This window comes from Streptomyces sp. NPDC043812 (assembly GCF_056436245.1).
This window is the reverse complement of record NZ_JBWKCY010000025.1, coordinates 89234-104568: the sequence shown is the minus strand read 5'-3', so window position 1 is coordinate 104568 and position 15335 is coordinate 89234. Positions and strand designations below refer to the sequence as shown.

Annotated in this window: 14 protein-coding genes; 6 read left to right on the top strand and 8 right to left on the bottom strand. The window is 69.2% G+C overall.

What is annotated here, in order from left to right; genetic code table 11:
* The first annotated feature begins 106 nt into the window (after positions 1-106).
* From AC067Z_RS30300 to AC067Z_RS30280, 5 genes are all read left to right on the top strand, one after another.
* Positions 107-868: an isoprenyl transferase gene (locus tag AC067Z_RS30300; protein ID WP_478792836.1), complete on the top strand. Its 762-nt coding sequence runs from the start codon at positions 107-109 to the stop codon at positions 866-868.
* A gap of 510 nt (positions 869-1378) precedes the next feature.
* Entirely contained in the window at positions 1379-2701 is a 1323-nt protein-coding gene (locus tag AC067Z_RS30295; RefSeq protein ID WP_478792835.1) for a PhoH family protein, read from the top strand.
* Between the two features lie 423 nt (positions 2702-3124).
* Complete coding sequence (locus AC067Z_RS30290) at positions 3125-3826, top strand: aggregation-promoting factor C-terminal-like domain-containing protein (protein ID WP_478792834.1); 702 nt, start codon at positions 3125-3127, stop codon at positions 3824-3826.
* Positions 3827-3977: 151 nt separating this feature from the next.
* Positions 3978-5348 carry an AI-2E family transporter gene (locus AC067Z_RS30285; RefSeq protein ID WP_478792833.1) on the top strand — a complete coding sequence of 457 codons (1371 nt, stop codon included), beginning with the start codon at positions 3978-3980 and terminating at the stop codon, positions 5346-5348.
* Entirely contained in the window at positions 5345-6106 is a 762-nt protein-coding gene (locus tag AC067Z_RS30280; protein WP_478792832.1) for a hypothetical protein, read from the top strand. The genes AC067Z_RS30285 and AC067Z_RS30280 overlap by 4 nt, the downstream gene beginning before the upstream one ends.
* Before the next feature lie 59 nt (positions 6107-6165).
* On the opposite strand, the gene AC067Z_RS30275 is transcribed toward AC067Z_RS30280, so the two are convergent.
* The 3 genes from AC067Z_RS30275 to AC067Z_RS30265 all read right to left on the bottom strand — a co-directional run bounded on the left by AC067Z_RS30275 (position 6166) and on the right by AC067Z_RS30265 (position 8946).
* Complete coding sequence (locus tag AC067Z_RS30275; RefSeq protein WP_478792831.1) at positions 6166-6699, bottom strand: alkyl hydroperoxide reductase; 534 nt, start codon at positions 6697-6699, stop codon at positions 6166-6168.
* A gap of 6 nt (positions 6700-6705) precedes the next feature.
* On the bottom strand, positions 6706-7275 hold the full coding sequence (locus tag AC067Z_RS30270) for a peroxiredoxin (protein ID WP_478792830.1): 570 nt from the start codon (positions 7273-7275) through the stop codon (positions 6706-6708).
* Between the two features lie 123 nt (positions 7276-7398).
* Positions 7399-8946: a recombinase family protein gene (locus AC067Z_RS30265; RefSeq protein WP_478792829.1), complete on the bottom strand. Its 1548-nt coding sequence runs from the start codon at positions 8944-8946 to the stop codon at positions 7399-7401.
* 225 nt (positions 8947-9171) lie between these two features.
* Here AC067Z_RS30265 and AC067Z_RS30260 point away from each other — a divergent pair, with 225 nt between their 5' ends.
* Positions 9172-10119, top strand: coding sequence for a hydrogen peroxide-inducible genes activator (locus AC067Z_RS30260; protein ID WP_478792828.1), 948 nt, complete (start codon positions 9172-9174; stop codon positions 10117-10119).
* Positions 10120-10202: 83 nt separating this feature from the next.
* Here AC067Z_RS30260 and AC067Z_RS30255 read toward each other — a convergent pair whose 3' ends face one another.
* The 5 genes from AC067Z_RS30255 to AC067Z_RS30235 all read right to left on the bottom strand — a co-directional run bounded on the left by AC067Z_RS30255 (position 10203) and on the right by AC067Z_RS30235 (position 15111).
* A complete protein-coding gene (locus AC067Z_RS30255) occupies positions 10203-12611 on the bottom strand; it encodes an ABC transporter permease (RefSeq protein ID WP_478792827.1) in 2409 nt (802 codons plus the stop codon).
* Positions 12608-13294 (bottom strand): ABC transporter ATP-binding protein, encoded by a 687-nt coding sequence (locus tag AC067Z_RS30250; RefSeq protein ID WP_478792826.1) that lies wholly within the window; start codon positions 13292-13294, stop codon positions 12608-12610. Before AC067Z_RS30250 ends, AC067Z_RS30255 begins: the two co-directional genes overlap by 4 nt.
* Positions 13291-13815 carry a PadR family transcriptional regulator gene (locus tag AC067Z_RS30245; protein ID WP_478792825.1) on the bottom strand — a complete coding sequence of 175 codons (525 nt, stop codon included), beginning with the start codon at positions 13813-13815 and terminating at the stop codon, positions 13291-13293. Before AC067Z_RS30245 ends, AC067Z_RS30250 begins: the two co-directional genes overlap by 4 nt.
* Positions 13816-13936: 121 nt before the next feature.
* Positions 13937-14161, bottom strand: coding sequence for a type II toxin-antitoxin system antitoxin (locus AC067Z_RS30240; RefSeq protein ID WP_478792824.1), 225 nt, complete (start codon positions 14159-14161; stop codon positions 13937-13939).
* Positions 14158-15111 carry an SPFH domain-containing protein gene (locus AC067Z_RS30235; protein WP_478792823.1) on the bottom strand — a complete coding sequence of 318 codons (954 nt, stop codon included), beginning with the start codon at positions 15109-15111 and terminating at the stop codon, positions 14158-14160. The genes AC067Z_RS30240 and AC067Z_RS30235 overlap by 4 nt, the downstream gene beginning before the upstream one ends.
* Positions 15112-15335 lie beyond the last annotated feature (224 nt).

The window sequence follows — 15335 nt, the reverse complement described above, 5'->3', positions numbered from 1 at the left end:
CAACCCTCCTTATCACGGACTTGTGACACACCGGGTTGGGCCGCCGTGGCCCGTCCGCAGTACTGTGGCGCCTTCGGGGACTGCCGTATGGAGGGGTGTAAGAACAGTGAACCTGCGCGACCTGGTGTACGGGCTCTACGCACGCCGGGTGGAGGGCCGCCTCGACCACGACCAGGTGCCCAAGCACATCGGCGTGATCCTCGACGGCAACCGACGCTGGGCCAAGGCGTCCGGCGGCACGGCCGCACAGGGGCACCAGGCAGGCGCCGACAAGATCTCCGAGCTGCTCGGCTGGTGCGCCGAGACCGATGTCGAGGTCGTCACGCTCTGGCTGCTCTCCACGGACAACTTCGACCGCCCCGCGGAGGAGCTCACCCCTCTTCTCGGCATCATCGAGAACACGGTCCGCAACCTGGCCGCGGACGGGCGCTGGCGCGTGCACCACGTGGGCACGCTGGACCTGCTGCCCGGGCACACCCAGTCCGTACTGAAGGAAGCCGAGCAGTCGACGGTCGGCAACGACGGAATACTGGTCAACGTCGCCGTCGGCTACGGCGGCCGCCAGGAGATCGCCGACGCGGTCCGCTCCCTTCTTCTGGAGCATGCGGAGAAGGGCACGAGCTTCGAGGAGCTCGCCGAGATCGTCGACGTCGAACACATCTCCGAGCACCTGTACACGCGGGGCCAGCCGGACCCGGACCTGGTGATCCGTACGAGCGGGGAGCAGCGGCTGTCGGGGTTCATGCTCTGGCAGAGCGCCCACTCGGAGTACTACTTCTGCGAGGTCTTCTGGCCGGCGTTCCGCAAGGTGGACTTCCTGCGAGCGCTCCGCGACTACGCGGCGCGGCATCGCCGCTACGGCTCCTGACCTTTCGGATCCGTCGGCCCGGGCCCGGTATCCCCCGCATCGGCTGCGCCCCGTGACCCAGTGGGCCGAGGCCGCGACTCGGGCCGCCTCCTGACCTGAAGCCCGGCTCCGCACCGCCTTTCGGGCGGTGTCCTCCCTCGCCGGACGGGCCGTTCGCGCACCCTGCTGAACCGCCCCGCGGGAGTCGGGACGGGGTGTGGAGAGGCCGGCCACCGCGTGTTCATCCTCGCGACGTCATATGCCAACGCATGGTCGCACTTGTTCGAGGGCATACCACTTCCAGGTCGACGTCCGATCCACGAACGTCGTATCTCAGTGAGCGGCCGACACCGCTCACCCGGGAGGCCCTTTGCACACGAAGGACTGCACCTTTGGTGCGGACCGCGTCGAGGGCCGGTGTTCGGCCCGTGCATCGGGGCCCGAACCCGGTCCGTCCTCCGCTTCGGCGGATGGATTCATGGTCCGCGACGCCGTCGCACCCCGACCTCGTCCGAGGGGGTACGTCCTTCCGTGGTGAACAGCTCAAAGCGCCGCATGCCCGACCGGCGCACCTACGTTCTCGACACCAGCGTCCTGCTGGCAGACCCGCACGCCATGAGCCGGTTCGACGAGCACGAAGTCGTGCTCCCGATCGTGGTGATCACGGAGCTGGAGGCCAAGAGGCACCATCCGGAACTCGGCTACTTCGCCCGGCAGGCACTGCGCCTGCTGGACGACTTCCGGGTCCGGTACGGCCGCCTCGACGCACCCCTCCCGATCGGCGACCTCGGCGGTTCGCTCCGTGTCGAGCTCAACCACTCCGACCCCGGCGTGCTCCCGGCCGGCTTCCGATCGGGGGACAACGACTCGCGCATTCTCGCGGTGGCGCGCAATCTGCAGGCCGAGGGGTACGACGTCACCGTCGTCTCCAAGGATCTGCCGCTCCGTATCAAGGCCTCCTCTGTCGGCCTGCTTGCGGAGGAGTACCGCGCGGAACTGGCCATCACCGACACCGGCTGGACCGGGATGCGGGAACTGCCGCTCTCCGCCGAGCAGGTGGACCTGCTGTACGGAGAGGACACGCTGTACGTGCCCGAGGCGGCCGAGCTGCCCGTGCACACCGGTCTCGTCCTTCAGTCCGAGCGCGGCAAGGCGCTCGGCCGGATCACGGCCGAGGGCAATGTCCGGCTGGTGCGCGGAGACCGGGAGGCGTTCGGTATCCACGGCCGCAGCGCCGAGCAGCGCATCGCGCTCGACCTCCTTCTGGACCAGGAGGTCGGCATCGTCTCGCTCGGCGGTCGTGCCGGCACCGGCAAGTCGGCGCTCGCGCTGTGCGCGGGCCTGGAGGCCGTGCTGGAGCGCAGGCAGCACCAGAAGGTGATGGTCTTCCGTCCGCTGTACGCAGTGGGCGGGCAGGAGCTCGGCTATCTGCCGGGCACCGAGGCCGAGAAGATGAGTCCCTGGGCGCAGGCGGTCTTCGACACGCTGTCCGCCGTGGCGGGCCGTGAAGTGATCGAGGAGGTGCTGGGCCGCGGCATGCTGGAAGTGCTGCCGCTGACGCACATCCGGGGCCGTTCGCTGCACGACGCGTTCGTCATCGTCGACGAGGCCCAGTCGCTGGAGCGGAATGTCCTGCTGACCGTTCTGTCCCGTGTCGGGGCCAATTCCCGGGTCGTTCTCACACATGACGTGGCACAACGGGACAATCTGCGCGTCGGCCGGTACGACGGAGTCGTCGCCGTCGTGGAGAAGCTGAAGGGGCATCCGCTCTTCGCGCATGTCACCCTCAACCGCTCCGAGCGTTCACAGATTGCGGCACTGGTGACCGAAATGCTGGAGGACGGACACATTTAACCGGATCTGCCCCGAGGGGTCTATCCGGCAAATAGGGCAACTCAGTTGACGCCGCCCGGCGAAGCGCAAGAGCGTAGCCGGGCGGCGTCGCGCTGTCCGCCGTTTCCTCCAAGACCCCTGGCGTAAACGGGGTGTGAGCTTTCACACGCAACGAAGAATTGCCTTGCGGCATCGGCTTCCGGCAGAGTCTTGCTTCCGTCAGGCCCCGCATGCGGCACAACCGCACCCCCAGTGGTGCACAGCAACACACAACTCAAGACTTGGCGCCGCATGCCGCCCGCGAGTACCACGCGGCACCTCCCCCAGGGGAGTTGCCCACCGGGCCCGTGTCTCCCGTGACCACCAAGCAATGGGGAGGCCAGTGGCAGGGGCACGATTGCGCCCGCGAGGTCACCTAAGTGGGCGATGCTGGAAGGACACCGTGTGAGCCGGATCTCGGTCCGGGGATTCGCAGTCGCCTCGGCTACTGCAGTCACCACCGTCGGCGCCGTCGTCGGCGTTGCGTCGGGCAACACCCAGCCTGCGGGGGACAACCTCGAGGCTGCGGCAGCCGACGCGACGCTCCTCGCGGACATTCCCATGGGCGAGCAGGCCCAGATTCAGGTCTCGTCCCTGACGCAGCAGGCCGAAGCACAGGCCGCTGCCGCGGACGCGGCTGCGAAGAAGTCCGCCGAGGAGTCGGCCCGCATCCAGGCCGCGAAGACCGCCAAGGAGAAGAAGGCGGCCGCCGAGGAGAAGGCGGAAGCGGAGAAGCGTGAGCGCGAGGAGGCGGAGGCACGCGCCAACCGCGACTCCGTCCGCTCGGCATCCAGCTTCGCCTCCCAGAGCTCGTACTCGATCTCCGAAGTCCAGGCGATCGCCCGCCAGATGGTCCCCGCCGACCAGTTCCAGTGCTTCAGCAACATCGTGGACCACGAGTCCAGCTGGAACTACAAGGCGCAGAACCCGTCCTCCGGCGCGTACGGTCTCGTCCAGGCTCTCCCGGGCTCCAAGATGTCGTCGGCCGGCGCCGACTGGCAGACGAACCCGGCCACCCAGATCAAGTGGGGCCTGAACTACATGGACAGCCGCTACGGCAGCCCCTGCGGCGCCTGGTCGTTCTGGCAGGCCAACAACTGGTACTAGGCCTGCAGCCTGCGCTCAACTTCCCGGAGCCCCTTGCCGTCCTACGGTGAGGGGCTTCGTGCGTGTACCGTCGGGGGCCGTTACTCCCGGGTGGGGCACCGCCCGCGCCCTTCACGGCGCAGGGGGAGTGGTGGGGACAAAAGGGAGCGTCATGTCGAAGGTTCCAGGGTGGCTCGGGCGCATGGGCGCCGAGCTGACCCGGATAGGAGAGCGCTGGGACGAGCGCCGCAACGAGGCAGTGGCGGACGACGATCCGCCCGTGGAACGGCCGGCCGCGGAGAGCGTCCCACCACCGCCCTCGTACGCCCCGGCCGTCGCTGCGGCACCCGATCCGGTCTCCGCAATCCCCTGGGGGATCCGCGTCGCGGCCGAGGCGGGCTGGCGGCTGCTCGTACTCGCCGGCACGCTCTGGGTGTTGATGCGGGTCATCAGCGCCGTGCAGCTCGTCGTCCTCGCCTTCGTCGCAGCGCTGCTCGTCACCGCCATGCTCCAGCCCACCGTCGCCCGGCTGCGAAGGCTGGGGCTGCCGCGCGGACTCGCCACCGCCGTGACGGCGATCCTCGGCTTCGTCATCATGGGACTCGTCGGCTGGTTCGTGGTCTGGCAGGTCATGGACAACCTCGACAACCTCTCCGACCGGGTCAGGGACGGTATCGAGGAGCTCAAGCGCTGGCTGCTGGACAGCCCGTTCCACGTCACCGAGAGCCAGATCAACGACATAGCCAAGAACCTCAGCGACACCATCGGCACCAACACCGAGGAGATCACCTCCGCCGGACTGCAGGGCGTCACCGTCATGGTGGAGGTGCTGACCGGAATACTGCTGGCGATGTTCTCCACGCTCTTCCTGCTCTACGACGGGAAGCGCATCTGGCAGTGGACCCTCAAGCTCGTACCCTCCCAGGCCCGGGCAGGAGTCGCCGGCGCCGGACCCCGCGCCTGGCGCACACTCACCGCGTACGTGCGCGGCACCGTGCTCGTGGCACTGATCGACGCGATCTTCATCGGTCTGGGGCTCTACTTCCTCGACGTCCCGATGGCCGTGCCGCTCGCCGTGTTCATCTTCCTCTTCGCCTTCATCCCGCTCGTCGGCGCGGTGGTGTCCGGTGCCCTCGCCGTCGTCGTCGCGCTGGTCACCCAGGGCGTGTTCACGGCGCTGATGGTGCTCGTCGTCGTCCTCGCCGTGCAGCAGATAGAGGGCCATGTTCTGCAGCCCTTCATCCTCGGCCGGGCGGTGCGGGTGCACCCGCTCGCAGTCGTGCTCTCCGTCGCCGCCGGCGGCCTGACCGCCGGCATCGGAGGCGCCGTGGTCGCCGTGCCGCTGGTGGCCGTCACCAACACGGTCGTCGGCTACCTGCGGGCGTACGGCAGGGAACAGGCGCTGCGCCACTCGCCGCCGCCGCACGGCGCAACCTCGCTCGACGCGGCACCCACCCCCGTGCCGGCCGCCCCGCCCGTACCGCCCACCGCGTCACCGGCCGCCCCGCCAGTACCGCCGGCCGCAGACCAGGAGAAGGAATGATCTCCGAGCCGGAGCTGGAGGGCGAGCAGTCCTTCGGCACCGCCGAACTCCTCCCCGGCCAGCGGCCCGCACCCGAGCGCGCCGTTTCCGAGACGGCCACGGACACCGACCTGCCGTCCGCTCCCCGGCGACCGCGCACGGCGTGGCTGTGGGCCCTAGGCGGCGCGGCCACCGCATCGGCCCTGTGGGCCGGCGGACTCTACGCGTACGGACAGCAGGAGATCGACCTCGGGGGCTACCGGACCAGCCGGAACCTGTGCCTGGACGCCGAGTTGAAGGCGGTGTCGTCGGCGCTCGGCAAACGGGAGGGGCAGGGCTCCCCCTGGGGCGCCGAGCACACGAGCCTGGACCGGGCGGCCTGCTTCGCGACCATGAAGCCGATCGGATACGAACCCTCGGTGGACGAGGACGGGAACGAGATTTCCGCCATGCCCTCCGCCGATATCTCCTACCTCCTGCACAAGAAGACCGACCCGGGGCCCGAGTACGACGCCACGATCCCCACCCGCCACTGGGCCTGGAGCACGGACGGCACCGCGCGGCGGATCGAGGGCGTGGGGGAACGCGCCTACCTCGTCAGCGGAAGTGACCAGGGCACCCTGGCCCTGGAGGTGCTGGACGGCCAGGCCGTGCTCCGCATCACCGTCTCATCGGACTGGGATCCGGAGACCGGCGAGACCGTGACGGATCTCGCCGAGCTCGAACCCCTGCTGGTCGAGGACATGTTGGCCCTGATGGCCACGCTCAAAAAGAGCTGACGCACACGCCGAAGGGCCCCGCCGACCGGAGTCGGCGGGGCCTTCGGCTGTCCGGGAAACTACTGAGCCAGGACGGCTTCCGCGTCCAGCGTCGTGCCCACGGCCTGGATCACCGAGGCGATCTTGACGGCCTCCTGGACCGTCTCGCGGTCCACGCCGGCCTTGCGGAGCACCTGCTCGTGGGAGTCGAGACACTGGCCGCAGCCGTTGATGGCGGAGACAGCGAGCGACCACAGCTCGAAGTCGACCTTCTCCACGCCCGGGTTGCCGATGACGTTCATCCGCAGACCGGCACGCAGCGTCCCGTACTCGGGGTCCGACAGCAGATGCCGGGTCCGGTAGAAGACGTTGTTCATCGCCATTATCGCCGCAGCCGACTTGGCGGCCGTGTACGCCTCGGGGGAGAGGTTGGCCTTCGCCTCCGGCTCCAGCTCCGCGAGGACCTTCGGCGAACGCGAGGCGATAGCGCAGGCCAGCACGGTGCCCCAGAGCTGCTGCTGGGGGAGGTCGCTGTTGCCGATGACCGAGCCGAGGTTCAGCTTCAGGTCCTTGGCGAAGTCCGGAATGGCGGACTTGAGTGCGTCGAGTGACATGTCAGATCACTCGCCCGACAGCAGCGCGACCGGGTCGAGGGTGTTCTCGCCCTTGGTCCAGTTGCAGGGGCACAGCTCGTCGGTCTGCAGGGCGTCCAGCACCCGCAGGACCTCCTTGGGGTTACGGCCGACGGAACCGGCGGTCACCATGGTGAACTGGATCTCGTTGTTCGGGTCGACGATGAAGACGGCGCGCTGCGCGAAGCCGTCCTCGCCCTCGATGCCGAGGTCGCGCATGAGCTCGTGCTTCGAGTCGGCCAGCATCGGGAAGGGCAGGTCACGCAGGTCCGCGTGGTCCTTGCGCCAGGCGTGGTGGACGAACTCGGAGTCGCCGGAGAAGCCGAGGATCTGGGCGTCACGGTCGGCGAACTCGTCGTTCAGCTTTCCGAACGCGGCGATCTCGGTGGGGCAGACGAAGGTGAAGTCCTTGGGCCACGCAAAGACCACCAGCCAACCCTTCTCGTCGCGGTTGCGCTTCAGCCAATCGCGATCGATACGCTCGAACTCCTTGCCCGTCTCCAGGGACACGCAGGCTGTGAGGTCGAACTCGGGGAACTGGTCACCGACGGTGAGCATGTGACTCCTTCAAGCGTCGTAAGTCCAAAAGGGACTTACGTGAGGGGTTGGACTGAGGCCACCCTGTCACGGGTGCTATTGATCACGGAAATAGGTTGTGTCGCCCTGATTGATCGGCATCGCTTATCGACTCTCGGTCGACGGATTGCGGACCTGGGGTGGTTCTGCCCAGGCGATTTCGATCAGTGCAGGGTCGAACCTCTTGCCTCGCCCGGCGGGATGGATGATCACAGCCCGGATGCTCTGCTTCAGCCGATGCTTCTTCTCCGCGATGCTGTAGCTCTCCCAGTCCCTCAGGAGGTCCGGCGAGGCATCCCGGCGCTGCACCTTGGACGCCAGGAGCTTGCGACGCTCCCGAGTGAGCTCGTCACGCTCCTCTTCCAACTCCTCGATCAGATCGAGGGATTGGGTCATGGAGATGCGCTTGGCTCTGCGGCGTTCGTTGACCTCTTCCATCTCCTGGGAGATTTCGGCGAGTCGCTCGTCGTTCTGGGTCTCGTCGATCTCTTCCGCCTCGGTGGCGACGCCGAGGCTGCGTCGTACCTCTTCGAGGTAGACCCTGGTGACGAGGTCTTCGACGGGCGGGCCGACGCGGGTGACACCTCCGCATCCGCCGAGGTTGGTGAGGCAGGCATACCTGTACCCGTACCTCTGATGCGAACTGGTCCCCTTGGTGTACCAGTTGGCGGTCATGGAGAATGAGCACAAGCTGCACCTGGCGATACCGCTCAGGAGGTACTTCTGGCTGGTGTCGTGCGGTTTCTCGCCATCTCCATGGCGAGCCGCCTTGCGCGTTTCGATCTCTTCGACGCATGCCGCCCACTCCTCGGGCGAGACGATGATTTCCCAGTCGCCTGTGACGGGTCTGCCGTCCTTGTAGAGGATGTGGTCGGGCGTCCATTGCCTTTTGCCGCCGCGGCGTTCCGCCTGCGGCATGTAGGTCCGATATCCGCAGACTCGGGGATTGACCAGTCGTGCCTCGACTGTGGAGTGCTGGAGGGCGTACCCGTTCCCGTCCTTCTTGCGTCGTTTCGTTTCCCTCGGCCGGTAGCCGAGAGCGATCCACTCCTTGCGGATCTGGCCGACCGTTCTACCGCTCGGGACGGCGAGGATGGCGGCGCGCAGGAGCTCGGCCTCCGCCTCGTGCAGGGTCTTGCGGTCGTCTGCCCACCCGAAGGGGCGCGGCGCTCCGTGTATCCGGCCTTGCTCGGCGTTGGCCTTGTTGGCCCCGCTGACCCGGCGCTTGGTGTTCGCGACCTCGGCACCGCCCAGTGTGGCCTGCACCATGAACATGGTGCGGCCCTCGGCCGTGGACAGGTCGGTGCCACCGTCGACGGCGCGGCCGACGAGTCGAGAATTCATGAGAAAAATCCGGTTGATACGCGCCGCGTCGAATTCGAGACGCGCCAGACGGTCGGCGTGGGTGAAAACGATGCCGCGAATGGAGCCGCTTTCCAGATCCCTCAACATCTGCTCGAAGTCGGGTCGAAGGATCGCGGGGTCGGAGGCCGGGATGTTGTTGTCGCTGTACTCGCGCACGACAGTCCAGCCCACCGTCGTTGCGAACTGTGCGTTCCGCTTGAACTGTTCCGCTACTTGATCCCCCTCGTCCCGATTGGCTTGGCGGGACCTGAGGGCCTTGTCTTCCGACAGGCGACCGTACGAGCCCACAGGTATCACGTCGCATCTCCTCCAGATTGCCCGGTCGTCCTCGACTGGTTCGCCGGCGCGGGTAGATGCAGCCCTGTATATCGGCATGTGTGCGTGATGTGTTGTCCCATGGTGTTCATTCACCAGAAGGAAAGCCTCCACTTTCGTGGGCCCATTCCTGCATTGATCGCGCAAGCGGTTAGAATTGCGGCAAATGATCGATGTTTCTTATCACTGGGAAAGTCCGTGAGCCACGTGCACAGAGCCAAGCAGCCCAGTCTCGCCCAGCTGCGGGCGTTCGCGGCGGTGGCGGAACATCTGCACTTCCGGGACGCGGCCGCCGCGATCGGGATGAGTCAGCCCGCGCTCTCGGGCGCGGTCTCCGCGCTGGAGGAGGCACTGGGTGTCCAGCTCCTGGAGCGTACGACGCGCAAGGTGCTGCTCTCCCCGGCCGGGGAACGCCTCGCGGTGCGGGCGAAGGCCGTCCTCGACGCAGTCGGCGAACTGCTGGAGGAGGCCGAGGCCGTACGGGCACCCTTCACCGGCGTGCTCCGGCTCGGCGTCATCCCGACCGTCGCGCCGTATCTGCTGCCGGCGGTGCTGCGGCTGGTCCACGAGCGCTACCCGGACCTCGACCTCCAGGTCCACGAGGAGCAGACCTCCTCCCTGCTGGACGGTCTGGCCGCCGGCCGCCTCGACCTGCTGCTGCTGGCGGTGCCGCTGGGCGTACCGGGCGTGACGGAACTACCCCTCTTCGACGAGGACTTCGTCCTGGTCACGCCGGACGACCACTGGCTGGGCGACCGGGAGGGCATCCCCCGGGAGGCGCTGCGCGAGCTGCATCTGCTGCTCCTCGACGAGGGGCACTGCCTGCGTGACCAGGCCCTGGACATCTGCCGCGAGGCGGGACGCACGGAGGGTGCCCCCGTGACGACGACGGCGGCCGGCCTGTCCACGCTGGTCCAGTTGGTCGCGGGCGGCCTGGGCGTGACGTTGCTCCCCAGAACGGCGGTGGAGGTCGAAACGGCCCGCGCCGGAGGTCTGCGCACCGGCTGGTTCGCCGCGCCGGCCCCGTCCCGCCGCGTCGCCCTGGCGATGCGGACGGGGGCGGCGCGGGGCGAGGAGTTCGAGGAACTGGCGGGGGCGTTGCGGGGGGCGCTGCGGGGGCTGCCGGTGCGCGTGCTGTCGTTGTGAGGGAGCGGCTTCCTGCCCACCCTGCCCGCCCTACCCCCCACGGGCTGGGGCAGGCAGGCCCCGGCCCCCGCCCACGCTCGCCGTCACTCCGTGCGCAAGCCCTCCGCCCGCATCAACTGCCACAACCGCGGCATACTCAGCAGCGTCACCAGCAGGATCACCCCTGCCCCCGCTCCGGCCATGGGCACGAACACCCACCAGTCCGATACCGGCTTCGCGAGCAGGCGCAGCATCGCCGCGCCCAGGCCCAGGCCGCCCGCGATCGCGACCGCCGCGCTCAGTACCACCGGGACCGCCGTCTGCCACAGCACCGACCAGGTGAGGGTGGAGCGCGGTGTGCCGAACGCGACCAGTACCGACAGCAGGCGCCTGCGTTCGCGCAGTTGCTCGATCTGTGACACCAGCATCGATGCGGCGATCAGCGCCAGGGTGCCCGTCGCGCCCGCACGCAGGGCGGTTTGGACGCTCGCGTACTGACGGTCCCGTTCGATCCGCTGGATGGTGAAGACCCGCATCGACGGGTCGATCCGCGCCGCCGTATTGCGCACGTACTCGCGCGCGTCCGGAACGCTGCTGTCGATCTGCACCTGCGCGGTCGTCCAGGCGCTCGGCAGCGTGGAGGCGTCGATCGCGCCGGGGGTCGCGAAGATGCCTTCGTGCTCCCGGCCGGCGGGGTCTGGCCGGGCCGGGACCGTGCGCGATTCCTTCGGCAGCGTCCACAGCACCTGGGCGGGGCCGCCGGACGACGTGTCCGAGCCGAGGTTCACGGGTTTGCCCTTGCGGGCCGTCCTGTCGACCCACTCCTTCGGCGGCGCCTCCTTGCCGCTGCCGTGGACGACGAACGTGTCCCCGTCCGCGCAGGAGCCGATGCGCGCCAGTTGCCGCAGCGTCGCGCAGTTGCCGACGGTCAGGCCCGTCGTCGGTTGGATCGCGTCTTCCGGGACGGGCTCCGGGTTCGTCACGTACGACTCGATCACGCCGATGACCCCGCGTACGCCCTGCGTCGTCCGGAAGCCCTCGGTCATGCGCTCCGCGAGTGCCACGCTCGGGCTCTCCGCGGTCACCGTCATCTGGTTCCATTCGCGGTTCTGCCCGGTGACCCGGTTGAAGTCCTCGTGCATACCGGCGAACAGCATCTGCAGGGCGATCGCTCCCGCGACCGCCACCGTGATGCCGCTCACCGCCCGCGCGGCCGCGCCGCTGCTCAGCTGCAGTCGCCGGACTGCCAGTTGCCACGGCACGGGGCCGCCGCGCAGGCGCCCCACGACCGCTTCGACGAGCCACGGCAGCAGCGCCGCGAGACCGACCAGGACGAGGACCGTGCCGGCCGCGATGGGCCACGGGTTCACGAATTCGGTCTCCTCGTCGACGGTGCCGGTCGCCAGCAGCACCCCGAGGCCGGTCAGTGGCATCACCGGGCGCCACCACATGCGGCGGCGCCGCGGCGCCGATTCCCGTACGACGCCGAGCGGTTCGATCGTCACCGACCGCAGCGCGACCAGCGTGACCACGACCGCGGCCACCGGCACGGCCGCCAGGACCAGCGCGGCGAGAGCCGGAACCGGGACCACGTCGGAGGGGGCGGCGCTCAGGCCCCAGAGCCGTACCGAACCGGCGAAGAGCCGGGCCGTGGCGAAGACGGCCAGCCCGACGGCCAGCCCCAGCACTGCGCCGAGCAGTGCCTCGCCCGCGGCGATCCGCCGGGTCATCCGGATGTCGGCGCCGACCAGACGCAGCGCGGCGAGCCGTCGGTCGCGGCGCTCGCCGCCGAAGCGGACGGCGGTGGCGATGAAGAGGGCGACCGGGACCAGCAGCACGACGCAGATGAGCACGATGACGACGACGAGTACGGGGTCCACGGGCTCGGTCGCACCGGGGTGGCCGTAACCACTCGTCCTGGTGCCGCCGTTGTCGGTGGTCAGGGTGGAGCTGCCCGCGTAGTAGGCGAGTTCGCCCGGGTCGAGCAGGCCCTCGTCGGCAATGATGCCCACCCGCCTGTCGTCCAGGCGTTCCTTCAGCAGCCGTCCCTCGGGGGAATCCAGCAGGTCGGCGAGGGCGGGGGAGACGTACATCTCGCCGGGGGCGGGTATCCGGTCGAGACCGGGCGGCAGGGGCGGATGGGCGCCGTCGGGGCGCAGCAGGGCGCCGACGACGGTCTGCGCCCGGTACTCGGTGCTCGCGTCCACCTCCACCAGGGTCCGGTCCGAGCGCTCGACATGCTTGCCGGGGACCGCACCGGTCGCTGCCCGGGCCGTCTCGCGGTCCTCGCGGCCCTGCGTCATCTGCGGCACGGAGGCGGCGATGAACAGCAGGGCGACCCCGAGTCCGACGCCCACGGAGGTCAGCCCGGTGCGGACCCAGCCCTCGCGTCCGCCGGACAGGCCGAAGCGGACGCCGAGTCCGAGATCGCGCAGCCATACGGCGAGGGTGCCGGGGGCAGGGCGTGCCGGTGGTGCGGTGGCCCTGTCGTCGCGTCGGCCGAGGAGTGTCATACGGCCTGCTCCATGTCGCGGGACCTGCCGTCGCGCACGACGATCTCGCGGTCCGACCAGGCGGCGACCCGGGATTCGTGGGTGACGAGCACGACCGCGGTGTTGTGCTGCCGGGCTGCGTCGGTGAGCAGTTCCATCACCCGCTCGCCGTTGAGGGAGTCGAGCGCTCCCGTCGGCTCGTCGGCGAACACGACGCGCGGCGAGGGGGCGAGTGCCCGGGCGACCGCGACGCGCTGCCCCTGCCCGCCGGAGACCTCGCCGGGCCGCTGGGCCGCGATGCCGTCGACCTCGAGACGCTCCATCCACTCGCGGGCTGTGCGTTCGGCGTCCTTGCGCCGGACGCCGGTCAGCCGCAGCGGCAGGGCGACGTTCTCGACGCAGCTCAGTTCCGGCACGAGCTGCCCGAACTGGAACACGAACCCGAACTCCGTCCGCCGCAGCGCGCTGAGCTGTGTGTCGGACAGCGTCGTCAGGTCCTTCCCGGCGTAGGTGAGGGAGCCGGAGTCGGGACGGACGATCCCTGCGAGGCAGTGCAGCAGCGTCGACTTGCCGGACCCCGACGGACCCATGACGGCGACGACCTCGCCGGGGTGGATGGAGAACGAGGCGCCGGCGAGGGCGGGGGTGGGCCCGTAGGCCTTGTGTAGATCGTCGGCGACGAGCAGGGAGCCTTCGGGTGTCACGCGCGCACCTCCGCCGACAGCCGCCCGAGCCGTGCGGATGTGAGCTCCAGCCAGCGCAGATCGGCCTCGAGGTGGAAGAGGGCGTGATCGCAGATGAGCTGGTCGGCGAGGTCTCCGTTGCGCTTGCGGTCGGTGAGGATGCGCATCAGCCGCAGATGCTCGGCGCGCTGGGTGTCGAGGAGTTCCTCCGCGCTGCGGCCGGTGAGCAGGGCGAGGACGACCTTGGTGTAGAGCGTCGACTGGAGATACGGTTCGGGCTTCTCGGGCTGTGCGAGCCACTGCGACACGTCGGTGATCCCGGCGTCGGTGATGGCGTAGCGCTTGCGCTCGGGCCCGCCGCCGGCCTCTATGCCGTCGACCTCGACGAGCCCGTTCTTGAGGAGCCGGGACATGGTCGAGTAGACCTGCCCGTAGTGCAGGGGACGGTCGTGCCCGAAGCGTTCGTCGAAGGCGCGCTTGAGGTCGTAGCCGTGGCGGGGGCCGGATTCGAGGAGCCCGAGGAGTGTGTGACCGATGGACATGAGGGAACTGTACATCGGGTGTATACCTCGGGTGTATACGTGGGGTGCTCCCCCTGCGGCCACCGGGCCGAAGGGGGCGAGGGCGGGCCCACGTGGTAGTTGCCCGGGCCCGCCCCCCCCGCTACGGCGCCGGGGGCTTCGGCGGCCGCCCCCGGCGCGCTATCGGCCCCACGGAGCCCGGCAGCCGCCCGGCCTCCGCCAGCGCCCGGCGCAGCAGGAACTCGATCTGTGCGTTCGTGCTGCGCAGTTCGTCGCCGGCCCAGCGGGCCAGTGATTCGTACACCGCCGGGTCCAGGCGCAGCAGCACCTGCTTGCGTTCGGACGGCGGTGGGGGTGGTGGCGTCACTGGTACAGGGTGCCCGTGTTGAGGACCGGCTGTACCGCGCGGTCGCCGCACAGCACCACCATCAGGTTGGACACCATCGCCGCCTTGCGTTCCGAGTCCAGCTCCACGATGTCCTGTTCGGTGAGCCGGGACAGGGCCGCCTCGACCATGCCCACCGCGCCGTCCACGATCTGCCGGCGGGCGGCCACCACCGCACCGGCCTGCTGGCGCTGCAGCATGGCGGAGGCGATCTCGGGGGCGTACGCGAGGTGTGTGAAGCGGGACTCGATGATGTGGACGCCCGCCGCCTCGACCCGCGCGTGCAGCTCGACCGCGAGCTTCTCGGTGATCTCCTCGGCGTTGCCGCGCAGGGACAGTCCGTCCTCGTCGTGCGCGTCATAGGGGTACTCGATCGCGATGTGCCGCACGGCCGCTTCCGTCTGCGTCGAGACGAACTCCAGGAAGTCGTCCACCTCGAACATCGCCTGGGCGGTGTCCTCGACCCTCCACACCACGACGGCCGCGAGCTCGATGGGATTGCCGTACGCGTCGTTCACCTTCAGTACGGCCGTCTCGTGGTTGCGCACCCGGGTGGAGATCTTCGTGCGCGAGGTGAGCGGGTTGACCCAGCGCAGTCCGTCCGTGCGGATCGTCCCCCGGTAGCGGCCGAAGAGCTGCACGACCCGCGCCTCGCCGGGCGCGACCATGTTCAGCCCGCACATCGCGAGGAACGCGGCGAGCCCGAGCACGATGCCGCCCACGATCATCAGCGTCTTGCCGCCTGTCGACGCGACCGCCGTTGCGCCGACCACGAGGCCCACGCCCGCGGCGAGGCCGAGCAGTCCGAGCAGCAGCGCGAGCCCGCCGCCGATGCTGCGGGCCGCGAGCTCCCGCACGCGGGGCGCGGGCATCTGCGGTACGTCGGCCGCGGTTCCCGCGTCGGCCGTCCCCGGTCCGTTGGTTGCAGGCATGGTCCACTCCCCGTTCGTAAGGTCTATCAAAGTGATATCACTTTAGCGCACGTCGCAACCCTGGGCGCCCCTCATGAGTCGGTTCCTTCGGAAGGGGTGCTGATTGTCACGTCCGGAAAAGGGGGGATCGATTCCCCTTTGTCTGCTTGGTCGGTGCTACCTTTCTGAGCTGATTCCGGGCAGGTGCCCTGGCCGATACAGCGACCGACGACCGAAGAGCGGAG